Annotated in this window: 26 protein-coding genes; 11 read left to right on the top strand and 15 right to left on the bottom strand. The window is 67.1% G+C overall.

Annotated features, from left to right (window positions below):
* The first annotated feature begins 5 nt into the window (after positions 1–5).
* Together def and fmt are read left to right on the top strand one after the other, a co-directional pair.
* On the top strand, positions 6–512 hold the full coding sequence (gene def / locus WHX56_RS02850; RefSeq protein WP_287752989.1) for a peptide deformylase: 507 nt from the start codon (positions 6–8) through the stop codon (positions 510–512).
* A 150-nt stretch (positions 513–662) separates the two neighbouring features.
* Positions 663–1,604, top strand: a complete 942-nt coding sequence (gene fmt, locus WHX56_RS02845) for a methionyl-tRNA formyltransferase (RefSeq protein WP_338880317.1) — start codon at positions 663–665, stop codon at positions 1,602–1,604.
* A gap of 21 nt (positions 1,605–1,625) precedes the next feature.
* Here the strand turns inward: fmt and WHX56_RS02840 are convergent, their stop codons facing one another.
* From WHX56_RS02840 to WHX56_RS02820, 5 genes are read right to left on the bottom strand one after another with little or no spacing between them, the layout of a single operon-like run.
* Complete coding sequence (locus WHX56_RS02840; protein ID WP_338880315.1) at positions 1,626–2,141, bottom strand: class IV adenylate cyclase; 516 nt, start codon at positions 2,139–2,141, stop codon at positions 1,626–1,628.
* 21 nt (positions 2,142–2,162) lie between these two features.
* On the bottom strand, positions 2,163–2,789 hold the full coding sequence (locus WHX56_RS02835) for a pyridoxamine 5'-phosphate oxidase family protein (RefSeq protein WP_338880313.1): 627 nt from the start codon (positions 2,787–2,789) through the stop codon (positions 2,163–2,165).
* Positions 2,790–2,807: 18 nt separating this feature from the next.
* Complete coding sequence (locus tag WHX56_RS02830; protein ID WP_129240253.1) at positions 2,808–3,434, bottom strand: HAD hydrolase-like protein; 627 nt, start codon at positions 3,432–3,434, stop codon at positions 2,808–2,810.
* A gap of 38 nt (positions 3,435–3,472) precedes the next feature.
* Positions 3,473–4,039, bottom strand: coding sequence for a hypothetical protein (locus WHX56_RS02825; RefSeq protein ID WP_129240252.1), 567 nt, complete (start codon positions 4,037–4,039; stop codon positions 3,473–3,475).
* A 42-nt stretch (positions 4,040–4,081) separates the two neighbouring features.
* Positions 4,082–4,669 (bottom strand): TIGR00730 family Rossman fold protein, encoded by a 588-nt coding sequence (locus tag WHX56_RS02820; protein WP_129240250.1) that lies wholly within the window; start codon positions 4,667–4,669, stop codon positions 4,082–4,084.
* A gap of 223 nt (positions 4,670–4,892) precedes the next feature.
* Here WHX56_RS02820 and WHX56_RS02815 point away from each other — a divergent pair, with 223 nt between their 5' ends.
* A complete protein-coding gene (locus WHX56_RS02815; protein ID WP_129240248.1) occupies positions 4,893–5,453 on the top strand; it encodes a ferritin-like domain-containing protein in 561 nt (186 codons plus the stop codon).
* A 53-nt stretch (positions 5,454–5,506) separates the two neighbouring features.
* Here WHX56_RS02815 and rimO read toward each other — a convergent pair whose 3' ends face one another.
* From rimO to WHX56_RS02795, 4 genes are all read right to left on the bottom strand, one after another.
* On the bottom strand, positions 5,507–6,856 hold the full coding sequence (gene rimO, locus WHX56_RS02810) for a 30S ribosomal protein S12 methylthiotransferase RimO (protein ID WP_422393652.1): 1,350 nt from the start codon (positions 6,854–6,856) through the stop codon (positions 5,507–5,509).
* Positions 6,857–7,023: 167 nt separating this feature from the next.
* Positions 7,024–7,281, bottom strand: coding sequence for a helix-turn-helix domain-containing protein (locus WHX56_RS02805; protein WP_287752981.1), 258 nt, complete (start codon positions 7,279–7,281; stop codon positions 7,024–7,026).
* Positions 7,282–7,410: 129 nt separating this feature from the next.
* Positions 7,411–8,367, bottom strand: a complete 957-nt coding sequence (locus WHX56_RS02800) for a nucleotidyl transferase AbiEii/AbiGii toxin family protein (RefSeq protein WP_129240244.1) — start codon at positions 8,365–8,367, stop codon at positions 7,411–7,413.
* Positions 8,351–9,172, bottom strand: coding sequence for a type IV toxin-antitoxin system AbiEi family antitoxin domain-containing protein (locus WHX56_RS02795; RefSeq protein ID WP_338880308.1), 822 nt, complete (start codon positions 9,170–9,172; stop codon positions 8,351–8,353). The genes WHX56_RS02800 and WHX56_RS02795 overlap by 17 nt, the downstream gene beginning before the upstream one ends.
* 410 nt (positions 9,173–9,582) lie before the next feature.
* Between WHX56_RS02795 and WHX56_RS02790 the strand changes: the two genes are divergently transcribed.
* Together WHX56_RS02790 and WHX56_RS02785 are read left to right on the top strand one after the other, a co-directional pair.
* Positions 9,583–10,599: a cyclase family protein gene (locus WHX56_RS02790; protein WP_129240240.1), complete on the top strand. Its 1,017-nt coding sequence runs from the start codon at positions 9,583–9,585 to the stop codon at positions 10,597–10,599.
* A gap of 49 nt (positions 10,600–10,648) precedes the next feature.
* The gene (locus WHX56_RS02785) at positions 10,649–11,620 is read left to right on the top strand and encodes a tripartite tricarboxylate transporter substrate binding protein (RefSeq protein ID WP_338880306.1); all 972 of its coding nucleotides are present in this window, start codon (positions 10,649–10,651) and stop codon (positions 11,618–11,620) included.
* 24 nt (positions 11,621–11,644) lie between these two features.
* On the opposite strand, the gene WHX56_RS02780 is transcribed toward WHX56_RS02785, so the two are convergent.
* The 6 genes from WHX56_RS02780 to WHX56_RS02755 are packed head-to-tail and all read right to left on the bottom strand — an operon-like array spanning position 11,645 to position 16,695.
* Positions 11,645–12,724: an NAD-dependent epimerase/dehydratase family protein gene (locus WHX56_RS02780; RefSeq protein ID WP_338880304.1), complete on the bottom strand. Its 1,080-nt coding sequence runs from the start codon at positions 12,722–12,724 to the stop codon at positions 11,645–11,647.
* Entirely contained in the window at positions 12,721–13,590 is an 870-nt protein-coding gene (locus WHX56_RS02775) for a MaoC/PaaZ C-terminal domain-containing protein (RefSeq protein WP_287755035.1), read from the bottom strand. The genes WHX56_RS02780 and WHX56_RS02775 overlap by 4 nt, the downstream gene beginning before the upstream one ends.
* A gap of 7 nt (positions 13,591–13,597) precedes the next feature.
* Entirely contained in the window at positions 13,598–14,749 is a 1,152-nt protein-coding gene (locus WHX56_RS02770) for a thiolase (RefSeq protein WP_338880302.1), read from the bottom strand.
* Entirely contained in the window at positions 14,746–15,129 is a 384-nt protein-coding gene (locus tag WHX56_RS02765; protein WP_129240233.1) for a Zn-ribbon domain-containing OB-fold protein, read from the bottom strand. Before WHX56_RS02765 ends, WHX56_RS02770 begins: the two co-directional genes overlap by 4 nt.
* Positions 15,130–15,132: 3 nt before the next feature.
* A complete protein-coding gene (locus WHX56_RS02760; protein ID WP_338880298.1) occupies positions 15,133–15,915 on the bottom strand; it encodes a crotonase/enoyl-CoA hydratase family protein in 783 nt (260 codons plus the stop codon).
* A gap of 18 nt (positions 15,916–15,933) precedes the next feature.
* On the bottom strand, positions 15,934–16,695 hold the full coding sequence (locus WHX56_RS02755; protein WP_129240230.1) for an SDR family NAD(P)-dependent oxidoreductase: 762 nt from the start codon (positions 16,693–16,695) through the stop codon (positions 15,934–15,936).
* A 328-nt stretch (positions 16,696–17,023) separates the two neighbouring features.
* Between WHX56_RS02755 and WHX56_RS02750 the strand changes: the two genes are divergently transcribed.
* From WHX56_RS02750 to WHX56_RS02725, 6 genes are read left to right on the top strand one after another with little or no spacing between them, the layout of a single operon-like run.
* Positions 17,024–18,154, top strand: coding sequence for an ABC transporter substrate-binding protein (locus tag WHX56_RS02750; RefSeq protein WP_422393651.1), 1,131 nt, complete (start codon positions 17,024–17,026; stop codon positions 18,152–18,154).
* Positions 18,151–18,924 (top strand): ABC transporter ATP-binding protein, encoded by a 774-nt coding sequence (locus WHX56_RS02745; protein WP_129240226.1) that lies wholly within the window; start codon positions 18,151–18,153, stop codon positions 18,922–18,924. Before WHX56_RS02750 ends, WHX56_RS02745 begins: the two co-directional genes overlap by 4 nt.
* On the top strand, positions 18,921–19,661 hold the full coding sequence (locus tag WHX56_RS02740; RefSeq protein WP_338880295.1) for an ABC transporter ATP-binding protein: 741 nt from the start codon (positions 18,921–18,923) through the stop codon (positions 19,659–19,661). The genes WHX56_RS02745 and WHX56_RS02740 overlap by 4 nt, the downstream gene beginning before the upstream one ends.
* Positions 19,658–20,530, top strand: a complete 873-nt coding sequence (locus WHX56_RS02735) for a branched-chain amino acid ABC transporter permease (RefSeq protein WP_129240223.1) — start codon at positions 19,658–19,660, stop codon at positions 20,528–20,530. The genes WHX56_RS02740 and WHX56_RS02735 overlap by 4 nt, the downstream gene beginning before the upstream one ends.
* Positions 20,530–21,513 (top strand): branched-chain amino acid ABC transporter permease, encoded by a 984-nt coding sequence (locus WHX56_RS02730; protein WP_338880292.1) that lies wholly within the window; start codon positions 20,530–20,532, stop codon positions 21,511–21,513. The genes WHX56_RS02735 and WHX56_RS02730 overlap by 1 nt, the downstream gene beginning before the upstream one ends.
* Entirely contained in the window at positions 21,510–22,673 is a 1,164-nt protein-coding gene (locus WHX56_RS02725) for an acyl-CoA dehydrogenase family protein (RefSeq protein WP_338880290.1), read from the top strand. The genes WHX56_RS02730 and WHX56_RS02725 overlap by 4 nt, the downstream gene beginning before the upstream one ends.
* The last annotated feature ends 9 nt before the right edge of the window (positions 22,674–22,682 follow it).

Raw genomic sequence — 22,682 nt, 5'->3', positions numbered from 1 at the left:
CTTCGATGGCTTTACTTCCTATTCTCCGCTACCCGGACTCGCGCCTGCACAAAAAGGCCAAGCCGGTCGCCGAGGTCGACGACCGCATCCGCCAACTGGTGCGCGACATGGCCGAAACCATGTACGACGCGCCCGGGGTGGGCTTGGCCGCGACCCAGGTCGACGTGCACGAGCGCGTCGTCGTGATCGACGTGTCCGAGGAAAGCAACCAGTTGCTGGTCCTGATCAATCCCGAGATCACCTGGCGCAGCGACGACTACAAGATCTACGAAGAAGGCTGTCTGTCCGTGCCCGGCATCTACGACGAGGTCGAGCGCGCGTCCCGCATCCGCTGCAAGGCGCTGGACATCGACGGCAAGCCCTTCGAGTTCGAGGCCGACGGCCTGCTGGCGGTCTGCGTGCAGCACGAACTGGACCACCTGGAAGGCAAGGTGTTCGTGGAATACCTGTCCAGCCTGAAGCAGAACCGCATCAAGACCAAGCTGAAGAAGGCCGAGCGCGAAAGGGCGTGACCCACCCCCTACCCGCTTCGCGGGCCCCCTCAGGGGGGCGGCGCTGGCGGACCGGCGAAGCCGGCTCCGCGGCGCCCCGAATCGGGCAGGGCATCTGCAGGCGCGGAAACGCGATTCTTTGAGCCCCTCTTTCATTCTTTTCCAATTCCCATGCGCCTAGTCTTTGCCGGCACGCCGGAATTCGCCCGTATCGCGTTCGACGCCCTGCGGGCCGCCGGCCACGAAATCCCCCTGGTCATGACCCAGCCCGACCGTCCGGCGGGACGGGGGCTGAAGCTGACGCCCAGCCCCGTCAAGCAGGCGGCGCTGGACGCCGGCATCGAGGTCGCCCAGCCGCGCAGCCTGCGCCTGGACGGCCGCTATCCCGACGAGGCCGAACAGGCCCGGGCGCTGCTGGAGCGCGTGGCGCCCGACGCGATGGTGGTGGCGGCCTACGGCCTGATCCTGCCGCAATGGGTGCTGGACCTGCCGCGCCTGGGGTGCCTGAATATCCATGCCAGTCTGCTGCCGCGCTGGCGCGGCGCCGCGCCCATCCAGCGCGCCATCGAGGCGGGCGACGCGCAGACCGGCGTCACCATCATGCAGATGGACCAGGGCCTGGATACCGGCGACATGCTGCTGGAGCGCGTCGTGCCGATCGCGGCCGACACCAACGCGGCCCAGTTGCACGACGCGCTGGCCCAGGTGGGCGGCGAAGCCATCGTCGAGGCGCTGGACGCCCTGGCCAAGGGCGGGCTGACGCCGCGCAGGCAGCCCGAGGCGGGCGTGACTTACGCGGCCAAGCTCGACAAGGCCGAGAGCGCGCTGGACTGCGCCCAGCCCGCCGAGCTGCTGGCGCGACGCGTGCGGGCCTTCAACCCCGTGCCCGGCGCCAGTATCCGCCTGCCCGGCTTGCCCGATCCCGTGAAAGTCTGGCGCGCCCAGGCGCTGGACGAGGCCGCGACGGCCGAGCCCGGCAGCGTGCTGCGCGCGGATGGCGCGGGGATCGATATCGCCACCGGCCAGGGCGTGCTGCGGCTGCTCGAATTGCAGAAGGCGGGCGGCAAGCGCCAGCCCGTGGACGTGTTCGCGCGCGGCTGGCAGCCGGCCTGAAGGCCCGCGCCGCAAACCGGATCAGGGATTGCGGGCCAGCAGATCCAGGTAGGCGCCGGACAGCAGCCGTTCCGGCGCCACGCCCAGCCCGTCCATCAGGCTGCGGGCCTCTTCCATGCCGGCTTCCACGGTTTCGCCGTCGCGCAGCACGACTTCCAGTTCCAGGAATTCGCCCAGGCCTTCGACCCGGTCCAGGTGGATGCGGGTGCGTCCCGCCAGGTACAGCAGCCGCTGCTTCCTGACGCGGCCGATCGCGCCATAGGCCAGCGTGAGCGCCTCGCGCAGGGTATCGGGCGAATCCGTGCGCGACACCACATAGAAGCTCTCTTTAGGCCCCGCTTCGTCGCTGCGGCGATAGAAGATCAGCTCGCCCGCGCCGTCGGCGAAAGCGCGCAGTTTCAGGCGGCCGTTGGCGCAGGCGAAGAAGGTATCGTCCTGGGCGATGGACACGGGCTCCCGGCCGGACAGCGCGGCAGCCAGGGGTTCGATGGCGTCCAGGTTGTCGACCCGGGCCTTGATTTCGACATTGCGGGCCATGGAGAGGTCCTCCGGACCGTTTCAGTATAGGGTGCCGGCCACGCGCGCAGGCAGCTCGCGGTCGTACGTGGCGCCGTCGAAAGTGCCCGCGGTCAGGTCCGACAGGATGCGGCCGACGCTGGGCAGCGCGCTGCGCGGCACTTGCGCCTGGGGATCCCACAGCTTCGAGCGCAGCAGCGCGCGCGAGCATTGGAAGTACACGGTATGCACGTCGACGACGAGCACCGAGCGCGGCAGCTTGCCGTCCATGTCGAAGCGCGCCAGCAGGGCCGGGTCCACGCTGATGCGCGCCGCGCCGTTGACCCGCAGGGTTTCGCCCACGCCGGGCACCAGGAACAGCAGCGCGACGCGCGGATCGGCCAGAACGTTGCGCAGGCTGTCGATGCGGTTGTTGCCCCGGCGGTCCGGCAGCAGCAGCGTTTTTTCATCCTCCACCACGACGAAGCCGGCGGGGTCGCCGCGCGGCGACGCGTCCAGCCCGCCGGGTCCGGCCGTTGCCAATACCGCGAACGGCGCGGCTTCGATGAAGGCGCGGTAGTGCGGATGCACGTGGTCCACTTCCTTCTTGATCGAGGCCTCGCCGGACGCGCCGTACAAGGTTTGCAGCGCATCGGCGTCGGAAACGAGGTGGGCGGGATCGAGGCGCATGGCGGCGGGGTTCCGGGTTCAGGTCAGGGTGGAGGGCAGGTCGCCGACAGTCAGGAACAGTTCGTCGGGGCCGCGTCCGCGCAGGGCCTCGACATGGTTGTAGCCCCAGGCGACGGAGCCCACGCGCACGCCGGCCTTGCGGGCCGCGTCGATGTCGCGCATTTCGTCGCCCACCAGCAGGAAGCGCTCGGGGGCGGTGCCATGCTGCCTGAGCAGGCGATCGATCTTGGCGGACTTGCCGAACAGGTCGGTGCCGCATTCGAAGTCGTCGAACAGGGCGGCGGTCTCCGCGCCCAGCACGCGCCGCACGTTCTCGATGGAGTTCGAGCTGACCACGGCCAGGCGCAGCCCGCCCGCCTTCAGCCGCGCCAGCGCCTCGGGGACGCCGTCGAACAGCCGCACGCTGGGGTCGATGTCCTGCATCAGCGTGCGCACGTGCGCCATGATCGCCGGTAGCTTCCAGAGCGGAATGCCCAGGAACTTCAGGATTTCGGACGCCTCGCGGTGCCGAAGCTGATCGCGTTCCGCCGCGTCGATCTTGCGGAAGCCGTATTTGTCGGCCACCGTGTTCAGGATGGAATTGAACCAGGGCATGGTGTCGGCCAAGGTTCCGTCGAAGTCAAAAGCGGCGATGTCGTATTTCAAGTGAGGAATCCAATGCTCGGCCGGCGCCGGCGTCGAGGCTAGACGCCGTTGGGATGGAGCAGATAGTGCACGACCGGCGCCAGGGCTTCAAGCGGCGGCGCGGTGGCCACGACGCGGGCGGCGTTCGTCCAGGGGTAGTCCAGCGCCAGCAGCCAGCCGAAGACCGCTTCCGCGTCCGCGGCCGGCAGGCTCACCATGGTTTCGATGGTGATGACCAGGCTGGAGGCGCGATAGGGCGCTTCCTGGAATTCCCAGTCGTACCGTCCGCAGCCCACGCGCACGTTGCCCGTGGCCTTTTCGGTCATGCCGACGATCCAGTCGCACCGGTAGCCGGGCAGGCGGACGCCGGGCTCGGGGCGCGACAGGTAGAAGGTGTAGACGTTTTCGTAAGTCTGGCCGAACTTGCGCACGAGCGTATCGGCGATGGCGGCCAGGCCGTGCGATTCGGGAGGGAAGGCGATGGCTTGCGTGCGCAGGGCCATCTTCAGCACCGCGTCGGGCGCGAACGCGCGCGCCATGTAGTGCGGGCGGTTCTCGTCCTTGGCGTGGAAATAGTCGCGCAGTACGGATTCGGTGCTGGAGGGGGGCAATGCTTCGATGGACATCGCAAGGGCTTCCGTTAAGAGGCTTCTCGGGGGCGGGCCGCGTCAGGCCTTGACCGGATCGAACCACTTCGAGACGTTGGGCGGCTCGTAGATGGCATAGCGATCCAGCAGCAGGGCGGGGTCGTCTTCCACCACCAGCATGTCGCGATGCTGGGGGCGGATGAATTCTTCTTCGACGGCGTGATCCACGAACTGGACCAGCGCATCGTAGTAGCCCGCGATGTTCAGCAGGCCGCAGGGCTTCTGGTGCATATTGAGCTGCGCCCAGGTCCAGACTTCGAAGAACTCTTCCAGCGTGCCGGCGCCGCCGGGCAGCGCGATGAAGCCGTCGGCCTTTTCGATCATCATGGCCTTGCGCTCGTGCATGTCCTGCACCAGGTGCAGTTCGGTCAGGCCGCGGTGCGCATGCTCTTTCTTCAACAGCAGTTCCGGGATCACGCCGATCACGCGTCCGCCGCCGGCCAGCACTTCATTGGCCACCACGCCCATGATGCCGACCACCGAGCCGCCGTACACCAGCCCCAGATCGCGCCGGACCAGTTCCCTGGCCAGCACGCGGGCCTGTTCGATGTACTCCGGACGGGAGCCGGGGTTCGAGCCGCAATACACGCAAATATTCTTCAGAGTCATAAACGTTCGGGTAAGGCTTTTCCCCGTTACAGATTGCTTCACGGGTTTTCGGGAAGCCCATAGTTTACGCAAGGTTCGGAAACGGTTTCGGCCGCCGCCGTATTGGGGGTCGGGGGCAATGTTTGGACACAGCATGTTCCGCCACGATCGGTAGACTGGGTTGTTCGGAACGACTGGAAGCCCAGTGTCGCAGTGCTTTGACTCAACCAAGAGGAGCCACGATATGGAACAAGCAACCCGTACCCAAACGCAGGCGAGCCGCCCGTTCGAGATGGACGTGAAGGCGATACGCGCGAAGGCGCGCAAGGACATCGAATCCGGAGCGGTGACCGGCACCTATCGCGCGGACCGGCAGGCCGTGCTGAAGCTGCTCAACGAAGCGCTGGCCACCGAGATCGTCTGTGTGCTGCGCTACAAGCGCCACTACTTCATGGCCCGGGGCTTGAACGCCGAGCCCGTGGCGGCGGAATTCGCCGAACATGCCGCGCAGGAACAGGAGCACGCGGACCGGCTGTCGGAGCGCATCGTGCAACTGGGCGGCGAACCCGACCTGTCGCCCAAGGGCTTGCTCGATCGCAGCCATTCCGAGTACGTCGAAGGCGGATCGCTGGAGGAGATGATCCGGGAAAACCTGATCGCCGAGCGCATCGCCATCGACAGCTATCGGCAGATGATCGACTACGTCGGCGAGCAGGACTCCACCACGCGCCGTTTGCTGGAAGAGATACTGGCCGTGGAAGAGGAGCACGCCGACGATATGTCGGACTTCCTGGCCCGCCGCTAGCGGGCGGCGTGGCGAGGCTGAAGCTGCTGGAAGCCTGAGCCCCGCGGGCGGATTCAGACCGCGTCGGCCCAGAGGTCGTATTCGTCGGACTCGGTGACGCGCGCGCGCACCATGTCGCCGGCCTTCAGCGGCTTGTCCGAGCTGACGTAGACGCAGCCGTCGATCTCGGGCGCGTCGCCGGCGCTGCGGCCCACGGCGCCGTCTTCGTCCACTTCGTCGATCAGAACGTCGATCTCGCGGCCGACCTTCCGTGCGAGGCGCGCGGCCGAGATGGATTGCTGCAATTCCATGAAGCGCTCCCAGCGTTCCTGCTTGACCTCGTCCGGCACCGGGTTGTCCAGCAGGTTCGCGGGCGCGCCTTCCACCGGCGAATACTGGAAACAGCCCACGCGGTCCAGTTGCGCTTCCTGCATCCAGTCCAGCAGGTACTGGAAGTCTTCCTCGGTCTCGCCGGGGAAGCCCACGATGAAGGTCGAGCGGATCGTCAGGTCCGGACAGATCTCGCGCCAGCGCTTGATGCGGGCCAGGGTCTTGTCCTCGAAGGCCGGACGCTTCATGGCCTTCAGGATGCGCGGGCTGGCGTGCTGGAACGGAATGTCCAGGTAAGGCAGGATCTTGCCCTCGGCCATGAGCGGAATCACTTCGTCCACGTGCGGATACGGATAGACGTAGTGCAGGCGCGTCCACACGCCCATTTCGGACAAGGCCGTACAGAGCTCGGTCATGCGGGTCTTCACAGGACGGCCGTTCCAGAAGCCGCTGCGGTACTTGACGTCCACGCCGTAGGCGCTGGTGTCCTGCGAGATCACCAGCAGTTCCTTGACGCCGGCCTTGACCAGGCGTTCGGCCTCGCTCAATACGTCGCCCACCGGACGGCTGACCAGGTCGCCGCGCATGGACGGGATGATGCAGAAGCTGCAGCGGTGGTTGCAGCCTTCCGAAATCTTCAGGTAGGCGTAGTGGCGCGGCGTGAGCTTCACGCCTTGCGGCGGCACCAGGTCCAGGTAGGGGTTGTGGTCCTTCCTGGGCGGCGCGGCGTCGTGCACGGCGCGCACGACCTCTTCGTATTGCTGCGGGCCGGTCACCGCCAGCACGCTGGGGTGCACGCTGCGGATCACCGATTCCTCCACGCCCATACAGCCGGTGACGATGACCTTGCCGTTTTCGGCCAGGGCCTCGCCGATGGCTTCCAGCGACTCCGCCTTGGCGCTGTCGATGAAGCCGCAGGTGTTGACGACGACGACGTCCGCGTCATCGTATTCGGGCGTGACTTCGTATCCTTCGGTGCGCAATTGGGTCAGGATGCGTTCGGAGTCGACCAGGGCTTTCGGACAGCCCAGGGAAACGAACCCCACGCGTGGGGTTCGGCCGTTGGCGTTGGCGGCGGCGATGGTGTCGGCCAGGGTGGAGGCGGCGGACGCGTTCGCGTCAGCGCCGGTGGCCTTGCCGGGGCCCTTGCCGGGCCGGGAGGTTTCGAGGATTTCCAATGTCGTTCACCAAAAAACCGCGCGGCGAGCGTGTCGCGCGGCGGATGTGTTGTTCGTGTCAGGCGATGCCGGGGCGGCGGGCTTCAGGATTCGGCGTGCTCGCTGGCGCGCCGCGGGCGCAGCTCTCGCAGGGTCTCTGGGTGCAGCATTGCCACCTGCAGCAGGGTCTTCGCCGCGCCCGAGGGGTTGCGCCGTCCTTGTTCCCAATCTTGCAGAGTGCGCACGCTTACGCCCAGCAGTTCAGCGAAATCCGTCTGCGGCAGGCCCACGCGGCTGCGTGCTTCGCTGATATGCGATGCCTGCCACCGTACGCTGCGCGCCGTCGGGGCTGCATTCTTCATGGCTCGTTCAAAAGTCGGGTGGCTGGCGCCTGTGCGTGGCTTCCCGGGGGTTCAGGCCGTCGCGCCATGATGGCGGCGAAGGCGAATTTTGAATTATACGGCATTGCCGTAGGTCAATGGGGGGGCTGGTCAACTCAACGATTTGGCGCCCACGATCCGCGCCAGCGTTTCTTCCAACAGGATCCGATCCGTCGCGCGCTTGGCGCCGGTGCGCTGGGCGAGGTTTTGCAGCTTGCGCCGCACGGCGGGCAGTTCGGCCGCGCGCGGAAGGCCGATCAGATTGAAGTCAGGCCGCTCATCCTCGATGGATCGTAGAAACGCGCACGACGGCTCGTCCAGCCAGCCGGCTACACGCGATAACAGTCGCGCATGGATGTCCAGCAAGGCTTGAGCTTCGATGGGTTCAGTCGTCATGCCCCTGAAGTGCGCATCGAAGGTCGCTGCAAAATCTGCGGGTATGCGGGGCGCCAGCATTTCGCAGGCGGGCTTGGGGCTGCAAGTCAGGTAGACGAGAAACGTCCGCCAGAGTCTCTGATCCGCCCGTTCGTCTTCCAGCAGCAAGCCAACATCGAAAAGATCGCGAGGGTGCTGTCTCGACAATGCCGCAGCCAGCTTGCCAGCATAGAGATCGGCGAAGTCCAGCACTTGTGCGGAGGCGAAACCGAACGCATCTTCTACCTTCGGCCGTACCACCATGTTCCGCGCGGGATGCACTGTGCCGCGCATCACCGGCGTCGTCTCGATTTGCACCCGGGCGCGCCCGCGACTGGCCACCAGCCGTGTGGCGCTTGCGCCCTCGCTCGCCGACAATTGAACCTGCAGTTGCAGAGGCCGGGCGCGCAGCACATCGGCCAGCCGGCCCAGCGCGTCGGCTATGAGCTTTGCGTCCTCGGCATAGTCGTGCGCGGGCAGCCAGGCCAGATCGATGTCCACCGACAATCGAGGCAGATCGTGCTCGAACAGGTTGATCGCCGTACCGCCTTTGAGCGCGAAGCGAGGCTCATGCGCCAGCGCTGGCAGAATTTCGACCAGCAGCCGTACCCGATCGATGTAGCGCCTGTCCCAGTGGTCAAGCCAAGTGCTCATCGAGGTCTCCTGGCAAGGTGATCTGGTAGATCGGATGCAGGCGGCCGCCAGGCACCAGCGCGCGCTTCCCCCGCCCCAGATCGACGCCATCCATCGGCACTTGCGGCAGCCACGCATGCCGATGGCGCTCGGCAAGCGCCAAGAACAGCCGTTTGGCCTTGATGCTGCGGCAATGGCGCAATAACAGGCCGACCCGCTGCGGCCGGAGGGTGGTCATGGCCTGCATCAATGCATCTACCTCGTAAATCAAGGCTGCGTCCGAGACGTCGCCGCACAGTTCCAGTATGGCCCGTTCCGCGGTGGAACAGATCAAGGCATCGGCGCCGGGTGCCGCCTGATGCCGCATCAGGCCCCGTTCGGACAATGTCGCCTCGGAGTTCTCCACCGCGAAGGACGCGGGCAGCCAATCGAATGGCCCTTTGCCTAGATACTCGAAGCGCTGCGCCAAGGGCAGCTTGCCCAGCCAGGCCGGCGGCCTCTTCCCTCCATATAGGGTGATCGTGCCGGCTTCCCCCAGACGCAGGTAGTGTTCATGCCCTTGCAGACTGAGCGCATAGCGGCCTCCCACGTGCAGCCGCAGGTCCTCCCTGGTCTGTAGGCTGCGAACCGCGCCTTCCCATTGCAGCCGCCCACCCTTGCGTAGGTAGACGCCGCGTGCGGGCGACACCAGCCAGCCGCTGCTCACATAGCGCGCAACGAGGCTGTTGGAATAGCCGTGAGCATGCAGCCAGCGATTCGACACCAAGCTGGTGTCGCCCAGTTCGGTCAGCAGGAGGTTTAGTTTTCCTTTTTTTTGATCATTCATAGTGATCAAAATACACTTTATATAAACTTTCGCCAAGTGGTGATGGTTTGATCGGAAAGAAAAAAGAGCACTTTTAGTGATCACTTTCCGAAAAAGGCAAACCGGACGCAGCCTAAGCCGTGTCCGGCGACACGGAATACCTTGCGGGCGTGGGCCGGCGCGACCGCGTTTGCAGGCCAAATATGATGAAAACACCCGAATAGATACCGATTGGTACTTAATTTTCATCCATAGTTTTCTGAAATAAATACCTATTTTTAAAGGGCATTAATCCAATATCATTCATTGAATTGACTTCTATACATACCATATAGTATGTTTGACCCCAAGATGTGACCACGGCGGAGGAGACAACCGCGCGAAGGGGACACACACAGGCTCACCAACCCATGGCAAGGATGTCTAAAGATATGGATACCCCCCGTTGGAAGCAGCGCCCAGAGGGATCGAATTGGGGCGATTTCGGTCCTGACGACCAGATTGGCCGCATGAATCTACTGACCCCCCAAACGCGCTTGCGCGCGTTTCGCGAGGTCCAGGAGGGCCGGGCGTTCTGCCTCAGCCTGCCGCTCGATTACCCGGGCGGGAATACGCTGTTCCAGCATCGCCGGGAACCGCAGTTTTCGTACGACAAGCGCGGCGACGGCCACAATTACAACTACCGCCTATCGCAAGTCTGCCCCTGCTTCAACGATGTCGTCTCCGACGACGCGGTCCTGATGTTCCTGCAGTACTCGACCCAATGGGACGGGCTCGGCCATGTCGGGCAAATGTTCGACGCCAATGGCGACGGTCTTCCCGAAAAGGTCTACTACAACGGCTATCGCGGAGGCCTGGAAGTGATCGGCCCGGACGATGCCAAGAGCGGGCTGGGCGCCAAGGCCATCGGCATCGAGCGCATGGCCACCGCCGGCGTCCAGGGGCGCGGCGTGATGGTCGATCTTGAACGCCGTTACGGGCGCGAGCGCGCGCTGGTGGGCTACGACGAACTGATGGCGGCGCTGGAGGGCGTCACCGTGCTGCCGGGCGATTTTCTCTGTCTCTATACGGGTTTCGCCGATCTGGTGCTCGAAATGAACAAGCAGCCGGATGGCGACGTGCTGGCGCGCTCCTGCGCGGTGCTCGACGGCCGTGACGAACGCCTGCTGCAATGGATCACCGACTCCGGCATCGTGGCGATCTGCGCCGACAACTTCGCGGTGGAGGCCTATCCGGCCACGCCGGGCAAAGGCGAGCACTATCCCGGCCTTCCCCTGCATGCGCATTGCCTCTTCAAACTCGGGCTGCATCTTGGCGAGCTTTGGTATTTCGCGGAACTGGCGGAATGGCTGCGCGAGCATGGGCGCAGCACCTTCCTGTTGACCGCTCCGCCCCTGCGCCTGCCCGGCGCCGTGGGGTCGCCCGTCACGCCTGTCGCCACCGTCTAGCGCCGCCGGGCGCCGCCCCGGCTTTCACTGCCTCTTTCCGGAGACCGCAATGCCCGTTCGCATTCCGGCCTGGGCCCTCGTGGCCCTGGCCAGCCTCGCGCCGCTGGCGCAAGCCGCCCCTGGCTATCCCGACAAACCCGTGACGCTCGTCATTCCTTTTCCGCCCGGCGGCACCAGCGACGTGGTGGGCCGGCAGCTCGCCATGCAACTGGGCGAGGAATTGGGCGGGACCTTTGTCGTGAACAACAAGGCCGGCGCGTCCAGCATGATCGGCGCCACCTTCGTGGCCCGCGCGCCCAAGGATGGCTACACCTTGCTGCTGTCGTCCGGCAGCACCTTCACCGTCACTCCGCATCTGATGACGCGGATGCCGTACACCCTGGATGACTTCGCGCCGGTCTCCGCCATCGCGACGGTCCCGTTCGCCTTCGTGGTGAAGAAAGATTTCCCCGCCCGGACCGTGGCCGATTACGCCGCCTATGCCAAGGCCCACCCGGGCAAGATCAACAATGCCACCAACGGGCTGGGCAGCATGGTGCACCTGCTTGGCGAACTGGCCGCCACCGGCATGGGCGTGGACGTGACCCAGGTGCACTACAAGGGCGCTTCGCCGGCCACCGTGGACATGATAGGCGGCGTGGTCGATTCCAACGTGGAAGCGCTTACCAGCGCCGTGCCCAATGTGCGCGCAGGGCAATACCGCGCCCTCGCCGTGTTGAGCCCGCAGCGTCAGCCGCTGCTGCCCGACGTGCCCACGTTCGCCGAACTGGGCTACCCCGAGATCGTCGGAGAGACCTGGTATGCGGTCTTTGCCCCGGCCGGCACGCCGGCGCCGGTGGTGGAAAGGCTCAATGGCGCATTGCGCAAGATCACGGCGTCGCCGCAATTCGTCCAGACCATGCAGCAGATCGGCAACCAGCCGCGCAGCAGCAGTCCCGAGGAGCTGCGCGAGATCACCCTGCGCGAAAGCCAGCGCTGGGGCGATCTGATCCAGAAACTGAAGATCCCGCCGGTGCAGTGAACGGAGGAACCGCAGGCGCCCGGCTCAACGCGGCAGATAGCCGAGCGCCTGCATCCCGCGCAGATGGTCCAGCACCGACACCTCGCTGTCGATGCAATCGCCGAAGCCGGCCTGGCGCAGCTTGATGGTGGATACCAGCGGCGGCAAAGGCAGCGGGTGCTGCGCGGACCAGGTCGCGTCGGCGTACTGCCACGACAGCCCGATAAGATCCGACAGCTCTCCCACCCGCAATCGTTCGCGCCGCGCCATCTCGCGCCATGCCTGGGCTTCGCCCGGCATGGCCTCGCGCATGCGCGTGCGCACCGTGTCTCCCAGCGGCATGCCGAAGAATTCCGCCAGGCGTTCGAACAGATGGCGCCAGACGATGACGTCGCCGTTGGCGATGTTGAAGGCTTCGCCCCAGGCTCCCGGCGCATCCCAGGCCCATTCGACCGCGCGGGCGATAAGGTGCGCGTCCGTGCACTCCGTCAGCAACTCCGGATGGCCGGGATAAGCCAGCGGCCGCCCCGCTTCGCGCAACAGCGCGGCATAGGCGCCCAGGGTGGCTACCGGGTTCATGGCGCTGCCCAGGGCAACGCCCAGCACGATCTGCGGACGGAATATCGTCCATTCGAATCCCCGCTGCCGCGCCAGCTCGACCAGCAGGTCCTGTTGGTCGAAATAGAAGTTCGCATGATCGCGCACGGCGTCCTGCTCGCGCGCCGGGACATGCATCATCCGGCCGGTATGCACGCCGTAGGCCTTGGTCCCCTGCATCAGCGTTACGTGCGCGAGCGGCGCGCCGTCCAGCGCCGACAGCGTATTGGCCAGCATCCGCGTGTTGAGGGCGACATTGTCGGGGTCCCGCCAGCCCTTGAGCAGGTCCGGCTGCTCGTTCAAGGCGGCATAGACCAGATGGGTCACGTCGCCATGGTCCGCCAGGGCCCGCCGCGTTGCCTCGGCATCCCGCAGATCCGCCGAAATCCAGGCCGCCTCCGGGGCGAAGTCGGCCGCGCGGCGGGACAGGCCGGCAAGCAGCACGCCGGGCCTGTCGCGCAGGTGTTCCATCACTGCGCGGCCCACCACCCCCAGGGCGCCGACCACCAGCACTTTTCTTGCTGTCATTGGGCTTCTCCGAATTCGAATGTGCCGTTGTCGATGGCTATCGCGTCGCGCCCCGCGGCCACGGCGCGGAAACGCGCCTGGCCGGGCTGCTCCAGCCAGACATCGAGCCGCAGCGTCTCGCCCGGATAGACCGGCGCGCGAAACCGGCCGCTCATGGCGCGGACCCGCTCCGGCGCGCCGGCGCAGCATTGGCGCACCAGGCCATGCCCGGCGACGCCGAAGCTCGCCATGCCATGCAGGATCGGCCGGTCGAAACCGGCCTCGCGCGCGGCGGCCGGATCGATGTGCAAGGGATTCAGGTCGGCCGACAGGCGGTAGATGAGCGCGGCCTGCGGCGAGGTCGGGCACTCGACGCGGGCGTCGGGTTCGCGCTCCGGCAAGGGCCGCGGCGCCGGGCGCACCGACGCCGCGCCGCCGAAGCCGCCATCGCCGCGGCAGAACACGGTCTGCTGCAAGGTGGCGAGCAAGGCGCCGTCCGCCATATCGAAGAGATCGCGTTCGGCATACAGCAGGGCGCCTTTGTCCGGCCCCTTGTCCGCCAGGTCGACGATGCGCGTGACCCCTCTGACCCGCCCTTCGGCGGCGAGCGGCCGGTGCAGCCGAATGGATTGTTCGCCATGCACCGTGCGCCGCCAGTCCAGCCCCAGCGGCAGGTCGCGCAGCCAGAAGCCCGGGTCGGCCAGCACGTTGACCAGGGTCGGCTCGACCTTCAGGCGGGTTTCGTCGACGAAGGCAAGTTCCGCCTCGTCGGCCGGGTGCAGGCCGGCGCCGAGCGCCAGCGCATACAGCGCGCAATCGCGCCAGCCGTACTGCTGGATGGAATCGGGAATGCGCGCGGCCAGCAGGGCTTCGGGATCGATGGGCATGCGGGCCTCACAAGGTGTCGGCGGTGCCGAGGATGGCCGTTGCCTGGCTGGACAGCACGCCGCCATTGGCATGCGCCAGCGACACGCGGGCGTTCGGCACCTGCCGTTCGCCCGCCTCTCCACGCAATTGCTGTACCGATTCCAGCAGCGTGAACAGGCCATACATGCCCGGATGATTGCAGGACAGCCCGCCGCCATTGGTATTGACCGCCAGCGAGCCCCCCGGCGCGATCGCGCCGCTGGCGACGAAGCTTCCGCCTTCGCCCTTGGCGCAAAAGCCCAGGTCCTCGAGAAACAGAAGGGTGTTGATGGTGAAGGCGTCGTAGAGCATCACGTGGTCGATATCGCGCGGCGACAGCCCGGCCATGGCGTAGGCGCGCCGCCCCGACTCGACCGCGCCGGTGGCAGCCAGATCCGGCATCGCCGAAATCTGGCGGTGGCTGACCGCCACGCCCGTCCCCAGCACATAGACCGGTTGCCTGCGCAAGTCGCGCGCCCGCTCGGCGCTCACCAGCACCACGGCGGCGCCTCCGTCGGTCACCAGGCAGCAATCCGCCTTGCTGAGGGGATCGCTGATCATGCGCGAGGCCAGCACATCGTCGCGCGTCAGCGCCCCGCGCGCGTAGGCGTCGGGGTTGCGTTGCGCCCACAGGCGCGCGGCCACGGCCACGTCCGCCAGTTGCTCGCGCGTGGTTCCGTACTGATGCATGTGCCGCGCGGCCGCCAGCGCATAGCTGGAGATCGGATAGCGCGGCGCGAACGGGGCTTCATAGGGCTGCGGATCCGGCATGGAGGCCAGCTTGCCGCCGGCCGTCAATTGGTTCGAGCCATAGCAGATCAGGGCCACGTCGCACAGGCCCGTTTCCAGCGCGGCCATCGCCGATTGCAGGTGGAACAGGAACGACGCCCCGCCCACCATCGTGCCATCCGCCTGCCGCGGCCGGATGCCCAGGCGTTCGGCCACGTTGAGCACCGGCAGCCCGGAGGTGGACATGGCGCAGTACAGGCCGTCGACGTCGCGCAGTCCCAGGCCGCAATCCTCCAGCGCCAGGACTGCCGCTTCCTGCAGTTGATCGAAGGGCGACCGGCCGGGCGCGTTCCAGCGCCGCGTATTGCCGATGCCGGCGATCGCGCAGCGGCCGCGCAGGCGGGCGCTCATGGGCGTTCTCCCGCCGCGTCGAACACGATGTAGGCGCCTTCGTCGCCGGAGACGATGCGGGCGCGCACCGGCAGGCCGATGGCCGGCGCGTCCGCGCCCTCGACGCGGGTCATCATGCGCGCTCCGCCTTCCACGTCGACCAGTGCGACGTTGTAATCGCCGGCGCGGTCGCGCACCGTCGTCGTCGAATACACCACGCCCAGGCCGGGAGATTCCCGCCACGTCAGCCGCGGGCTGCCGCAGGCCCGGCAGACCAGCGCGGGCGGGAACCGGACGCTGGCGCAATCGTCGCAGTGCTGCAATAGAATCCGGCCTTCCCGCAGACCCGCCTGATGGCGGGCGTCGGGCCCCGGTCCGTCAAAACGCGCATCGCTTGCCATGCGTTACCTCCCTTGCCAGACGGGCGCGCGTTTCTCGGCGAACGCGGCCGATCCTTCGCGCGCGTCGGCCGAAGTGAAGACGTGTTCGGTCAGTTCGGCCTGGCGGCGCCAGACCTCGTCCGCCGGCCACCCCTGCGACTCCACGATGACGCGCTTGCTTGCGGCCACGGCCAGCGGCCCGTTGGCGACAATGCGCCGCGCCAGCTCGCGCGCGCGCTCCAGCGCCTGGCCGGGCGCGCTGACCTGATTGATCAGGCCGTAGCCCAGGGCCCGCGTTGCGGGGAACATGTCACCGGTGAGCGCAAGCTCCAGCGCCACGCGATAGGGCAGTTGCCGGGGCAAGCGCACCAGTCCGCCCGCCGTGGCGGCCAGGCCCCGCTTGACCTCGGGCACGCCGAACTGGGCATTTTCGGCGGCCACCACCAGATCGCAGGCCAGCACCAGTTCGAACCCGCCCGCCAGGGCATAGCCTTCAACGGCCGCGATGAGCGGCTTTTTCGGCGGACGCAGGGTCAGGCCGCCGAATCCGCGGCCTTCGATGCTGGGCCGTTCGCCGCGCAGAAAACCCTTCAGGTCCATGCCGGCGCAGAACGACCCGCCAGCGCCGGTCAGGATGCCGATGCGCAGATCGTCGCGGGCGTCCAGTTCGTCCACGGCCGCGGCGATGGCGCGCGCCACGGCAAGCGTCACGGCATTGCGCGCCTGCGGCCGGTTGATGGTGATCGTCAATATGCCTTCGCTGCTTTCCAGCAGCACCTCGTCCTGCTCCGCTGTTGTCGCGGTCATGGCTGTCTCCTGTTCGTATCAACGCGGGGCCATGCGCAGGGCGCCGTCCAGACGGATGGTCTCGCCGTTGAGCATGGGATTGGCAATGATGTGTTCGGCCAGCAGCGCGTATTCCGCCGGCGTGCCCAGGCGGGCCGGATGCGGCACCGACGCGGACAAGGTCTTGCGGGCATCTTCGGACACGCGCGCCAGCATGGGGGTGTCGAAGATGCCGGGCGCGATGGTGCAGACCCGGATGGCTTTGCTGGCCAGGTCGCGCGCGGCCACGATGGTCATCCCCACCACGCCGGCCTTGGACGAGGCATAGCCGATCTGGCCGATCTGGCCTTCATAGGCCGCCACCGACGCGGTCAGGATGCAGACGCCGCGCTCGCCTTCGTCGTCCAGGGGGCTGCGGGCCATGTGCGCCGCCGCTATCCGAAGCGTGTTGAAGGTTCCGATCAGGTTGATGCGGACGATATCCGTGTAGGTCTCCAGCGACCCCGGATTTCCCTCCTTGTCGAGCAGGCGCACCGGCCCGCCCCGGCCCGCGCAGTGCACCAGCACCCGCAGGGGACCGAGCGTGGCCGCGAGTTCGCAGGCCGCCTGCACGTCCGCTTCGCGGGTGACGTCGGCGGGCGCGAACCGCGCTCCGATTTCACGGGCGGCGCTTTCGCCGTTCGAGCCCGGAAGATCCGCGATCACCACCTTTACGCCCCGGGCGGCAAGCCGTTGCGCCGTTGCCAGGCCAAGCCCGGACGCGCCGCCCGTCACCAGCGCGCTACTGCCTTCTGTCTTCATGCCATCGACTCCGTGCCGAAAAGGGAAAATTCATCATACATACCATGCGGTATCTTTTCAACGATAAAGTTAAGTCGATATTTTTCCTAGGGAAAATGCCTAGATCTAAATTCAAAATAGAAGATTGACCTTCAAAGATACCAAATGGTATGTTTGCTTCGAGACGCGATTCCAGCCGGACATGGCCCTGCGGGAAGCCGCCGTCAGCCGTTGCACCACGCAGTCCCCCTTCACGCAGCACGGACGGCCTCGGCCGCCGCAGCGCCGGCGCAGACCGGTGACACAAGACCAGGAGACAGGCATGAAGCGGTTACAACAGTTGTTGCGGATGGCGCCCCCTCTGGCGCTGGCAGCCACGATGGCCATGGGGGGAGCGGCGGAAGCCGCCGCGGCGCCCATCAAGGTGGGCGTCATCTTCCCGCTGTCGGGCGGCGCGGGCCCGCAGGGCCAGCACGTCACGCAGGCCATCCAGGCCATGGCCGCGGTGATCAACGAAGACGGCGGCGTGCTCGGCCGCCCGATCGAGATCGTGTCGCGCGACGACGAATCCACGCCGGCCGTCGGCGTGTCCCGCGCCACCGAACTCGTCAGCGCGGGGGTATCGGTCATCATCGAGGGCTGGAACAGCCCCGTAACGCTGGCGATGCAGCCGGTGATCGCGCGCGCCGGCGTCCTGGACATCACCGCGATCTCCAAGGCGGACCCGATTCTCTCCGGCGAAGGCAATCCGCTGGCCATCCGGCTGAACAGCTCCAACGCCCAGGACGGCGCGGTCATCGCCGACTACATCGCCAAGACGGCGGGCGCCAAGCGGGTCGCCTTTCTGACCGAGAACGATGCCTACGGCAATGGTGCGCAGGAGTCCATCGAAAAGGGCTTGAAGGCGCTCGGGCATTCTTATGAAAAGGTGGCCGAAGAGAAATTCCCCTTCACCCAGGCCGACTTCCGGGTGGCCATGACCAACGTGCGCGCGGCCAGGCCGGACGTCACGGTCGCCATCAACGCCAACGAAGGGCTGGGCATGCCCGCCATCATCCGCCAGGCCCGCCAATCGCGGCTGCCAGGCCAGTTGGTGAGCGCGGTCGGCACCGTGGCGCCCAGCGTCATCGGCGTGGCGGGCGATGCCTCGGACGGCCTGATCGGCGCCGACATCTACTTTCCCGACGTGGAGCCCTTCGCCTCGAACCCCGCCAACAAGCGCTTCGTGGCCAAGACGGAGGAAATGTTCAAGCTCACGCCCGACAAGTTCATGGCGCTGGGCGCGACCTCGCTGCAGGTGTGGGCCCAGGCGGCCAACGAGCTCAAGACGCTCGATCGCGAACCCGTCGCCAAGCGCATACGCGGCGGCAGCTTCAAGGGCACGCTCATGGGCGACATCACCTTCGATCCGAACGGCCAGTTGCAGTCGCACTACTACCTGTTTACGGTCAAAGGCCGCAAGATCGTGGTCAAGCCATGACGTCCACGGCCATGACCGCCGCCTTGCGGGTGGAGGGCCTGGGCGTGTGCTACGGCGCCCTGGTCGCTCTGGAGGACGTCAGTTGGGAAGTCAGCCGGGGCGAACTGCTGGGGATCATCGGCCCCAATGGCGCCGGCAAGAGTTCCTGCTACGACGCGGTGTCGGCGCTGATGCCCCGCAGCGGCAGCGTGTACTTGCACGGACGCGATATCAGCGGCGTGCCGGCGCACGGCCTGGCGCGGCTGGGCATCAAGCGGGCATTTCAGCAGAACGCCTTCTTCGACCAGTTGACGGTGCGCGACAACATGGTGGCGGCGCTGGGCGGCACGGCCAGCCTGGGAACCAGCATCCTGCGTCCGTTGGCGGCCGGCCGCCATGCGCAGGCGCTGCGCGAGCAGGCCGGCGACTGCCTGGCGCGCTTCGGCCTGCCGCCGGAATGCCATGGCCTGCGGCCCGACGAAATCTCGTACGGCATGCAGCGCATGCTGTCGATCGCGCTCGCCTATGGCGCGGGCGCCGAGGTGCTGCTGCTGGACGAACCGGCCGCCGGCCTCGGCGGCGCCGACATGGCCGCCCTGAGCGCGCTGTTGCGTTCGCTCAAGGCCGAAGGCGTGGCCCTGGTGGTCATCGAACACCACATGGATCTCATCATGTCCGTCGCCGACCGCATCTGCGTCCTCAACCTGGGCCGGCCGCTGGCCTGCGGAACGCCGGCGGAAATCCAGCGCGATCCGCGTGTGCTGCAGGCCTATCTGGGAGGCGAGCCATGACCTCCGCATCCCCTGTGCTGAGCGCGCGCCGGCTGGAAGTCGCCTATGCCGGCAACCGTGTGCTCCAGCTCGACCAACTGGACATCCGGGCAGGCGAGATCGTCGGCGTGATCGGCGCCAACGGCGCGGGCAAATCGACCCTCATCAACGCCTTGCTGGGCTGGTCGCGCGGCCGCCCCGCCGTCACCGGCGACGTCACGCTGTCGGGGCGGCCGGTGGGCCGGCTGCCGACACACGAACGCGTGCGTGCCGGCCTGTTGCTGGTGCCCGAGTCGCGCCTGGTGTTTTCGCGGATGACGGTGGAAGAGAATCTCACCCCCGCGGTCGCGCCGGTCGACGAACCCGGACGCCGCTACTACCGCCGCGACGACGTCTATGAACTCTTCCCGCGCCTGCGCGAACGCCGCCATCATCTTGGCGGCCAGTTGTCGGGCGGCGAACGGCAGATGCTGGGTATCGGCCGTTCGCTCATGATGGGGCCGCGCGCCTTGTTACTGGATGAACCCTCCATCGGGCTGGCGCCCATGCTGGTGACGCAGGTGCTGCAAAGCCTGCGCGCCCTGGCCAGCGCCGGCCTGGCCGTCCTGCTGGTCGAACAGAACGTGCGCGCCGCCTTGCAGGTGGTCGACCGCCTGCTGCTGCTCGAGCGCGGCCGGCTGGTGCTGCAAGGGCCCGCCGCCGAGGTCGGGGCGGATCCGCGCATCGCCCAAGCCTATCTGGGAGCACATACCGCATGAGCCTGCTGCAGCAGTTGATCAACGGCCTGGTGCTCGGCCACGCCTACGCCCTCATCGCCATCGGCTGGACCTTGCTGCTGGGCGTGGCCCGGCTGGTCAATTTCGGCCATGGCCAGATGTACATGCTGGGCGCCTTCGTCACGTGGTGGGCCACCACCACCGCCGGGCTGCCCTATCTGCTGGCCTTGCCGCTCGCCATGGCGGCCGGCGCGCTGATCGGGCTCTTCATGCAGCGCATCATGCTGCGCGCCACCTTCGAACAGAATCTGGTGTCGATCATGATCATGACGCTGGGTTTCGGCTATGTGATGCACGGCGTGGCGTCGCTGGCCTTCGGCTCGACCGGCCAGATCCTGGACACTGCCTGGTCCCAGCGCGACATCGAAATCGGCGACCTCTGGCTGACCTGGCAGGACGCGGCCATCGTGGCGGCCGCCATTCTGCTGTTCCTGCTGCTCAAGCGGGCGCTCGACGGCAGCCGCGCCGGCCGGCTGGTGCGCATGGTGGCCGAGGATCCCAAGCTCGCGCAACTGGCGGGCATCAATGTGCGCGGGGTCTATTACGGCGTGTTCGCCTTCGAAGGCGCGGCCGTCGCGCTGGCGGCCGGCCTGGTGGCGCCACGCACGCCCATCCTGACCTCCATGGGTTTCGAGGAGGTGATCATCACCTTCGTGGTGGTGGTGCTGGGAGGGATCGGAAGCGTGACCGGCAGCTATGTCGCCGGCGTGGCGCTCGGCGTGTTCACCGCGCTCTTCAGCGCCCTGATCTCGCCGGCCTATGCCACGGCCGCCGCGTTCGCCGTGCTGATAGCCGTCCTGGTGCTGCGCCCCGGCGGCCTGAGCGCCGGCGCCATGAAAGGAGTCCATTGATGGCCGCGTTTTCCGCCTCCCGCCTCGCGCTGCTGCCGGGCGCCGCCGTGGTGTTCTTCCTGCCCGCCTGGCTGGGCGGCAGCCAGGCTCTCTACAGCGCCGCCGTGCTGATCGCGATCATGGCGGTCATGGCTTACGGCCTGGACGTCATCGTCTCCGATCTGGGCGAGGTCAGCCTGGGCCATACCGTTTTCTTCGCTGCCGGCGCCTACGTCACGGCCCTGCTCGCCACCCGCACCGGGGCGGGCGCCTGGCTGACGCTGGCCGCGTCCATCGCAGTGGCGCTGGGCCTGGCGGCCGTTGTCGGGCTGGTTACCCTGCGCCTGCGCGAATTCGTCTTTTCGCTGCTCACGTACGCCGTCTCGGTGGTGGCCGTGGCCCTGGCCGCGAACTGGGCGTTCCTGGGCGGCTCGGATGGCATCAGGGGCCTGCCGACGCTGGACTTGTCGATCGGCGCCTGGCCGCTGACCGCGGGCAACGACCAGGCGCTCTGGCCCTATGCGTTCACGCTGCTGGCGGTCACGCTCTATCTGGTGGACCGCTTCCGCCATTCGCGTCTTGGACAGGCGGCGCTCATGGTGCACCTGAACCCGCGCCTGGCCACCATGAACGGCATCGATCCGCTCAAGGTGCGCCTGCAGGTATTCCTGTTCTCCGCGCCCATCACCGCCTGCGCCGGCTGGCTCTACGCCTATCAGCGCGCCTACGTGAGCGCCGACATCCTGGAAACCTATTTCCTCATCCTGATGCTGACCGCCGTCGTGCTCGTCGGCCGCCGCCAGTTGCTCGGGCCGCTGCTGGCCACCGCGCTCGTGCTGATCCAGGAGAAGTTTTTTTCTTTTGGCGGCTATGTCGACAAGATCGTGCTCGGCAGCCTGCTGATCCTTGTCCTGGCCTTTTTTCCGCAAGGGCTCATGGGGCTGCTGGCGACGCGTCGCAAACAGCCCCGGGCCATGGCGACCACCCTGGAGAACCCGAAGTGACCGTGATCTGGAATCCGACGCTGGACGATACCGCCACCCGCTGGCAAGCCCTGGCCCATCGACTGGGCGCCGAACGCTTCGCGCCGCTCGCCCCCGAGCTGGACCGCGAACAACGCTATCCCTGGGAAACCATTTCCGCGCTTGTCGAGCACAAGTTCACCGGCCTGTTCCTGCCCACGCAATGGGGCGGGCAGGGCGCCAACCTGGTCACCACCGTGGCGGCGGTGGAGGCGCTGGGCACGCATTGCGCGTCCACCGCCGCCATCATGTGCGCCTATCAACTGGGCGCCTTCCCGCTGCTGTTGGCCGGCACGGACCAGCAGAAATCCTTCTACCTGCGTGAAATGGCCGACGGCCGCGCCACCAGTTTCGCGCTCTCCGAACGGATCGCGGGCTCGGACGCCGCGGCCATCGAAGCCACGGCGGTGCGCGAGGAAGGCGGCTGGCGCCTGCGCGGCGAGAAATACTGGATCGGCAATGGCGGCGCTTCGCGCTACTACGTCGTGTTCGCCAAGACCGATCCCTCGGCCGGCGGACGCGGCATCAGCGCCTTCATGGTCGACAAGGAGCAGGAGGGGGCCGTCATCGACGAACTGTCCGACAAAATGGGGATCCGCGGCACCCAGACCTCGAACCTGAAGCTGGACCTGGTGGTGCCGGACAGCGCCCGGGTCGGCGAACTCAACCGCGCGCTGCGCCTGGCGCTGCAGACGCTGAACGTCGGCCGCATCATGGTCGCCGCCCAGTCCCTGGGCGTGGCGCTCGCCGGCTACCGCGTGGCGGCGGCCCGCGCCGTCGAGCGGCGGACGTTCGGCCAACCCATCGGGGAAAACCAGGCCATCGGCTTTCGCCTGGCCGACATGGCGACCGAAATCTCGGCCGCCCGCATGATGCTCTACCAGGCCGCCCAGGCCTATGACCGGGGCGAAGACGTGTCCAACCTGGGCGCCATGACCAAGCTGTTCGCCTCGGAGGTTTCGCACCGGGTGGTGGACAATACCGTCCAGATCTGGGGCGGGCTGGGCTACTGCAAGCCCACGGTGGCCGAGCGGCTGTACCGCGACCAGCGCATACTCGAGATCTATGAGGGCTCTTCCGAAATCCAGCGGCTGGTGTTGTCGCGAGCGGTGCGCAAGGAGGCGGAAGAGCTGGCTAATTGACCCGAATCC

It is taken from the genome of Achromobacter veterisilvae (assembly GCF_037619525.1).
GTDB lineage: Bacteria > Pseudomonadota > Gammaproteobacteria > Burkholderiales > Burkholderiaceae_B > Achromobacter > Achromobacter veterisilvae.
This window is presented reverse-complemented; position numbering and strand designations above follow the sequence as displayed.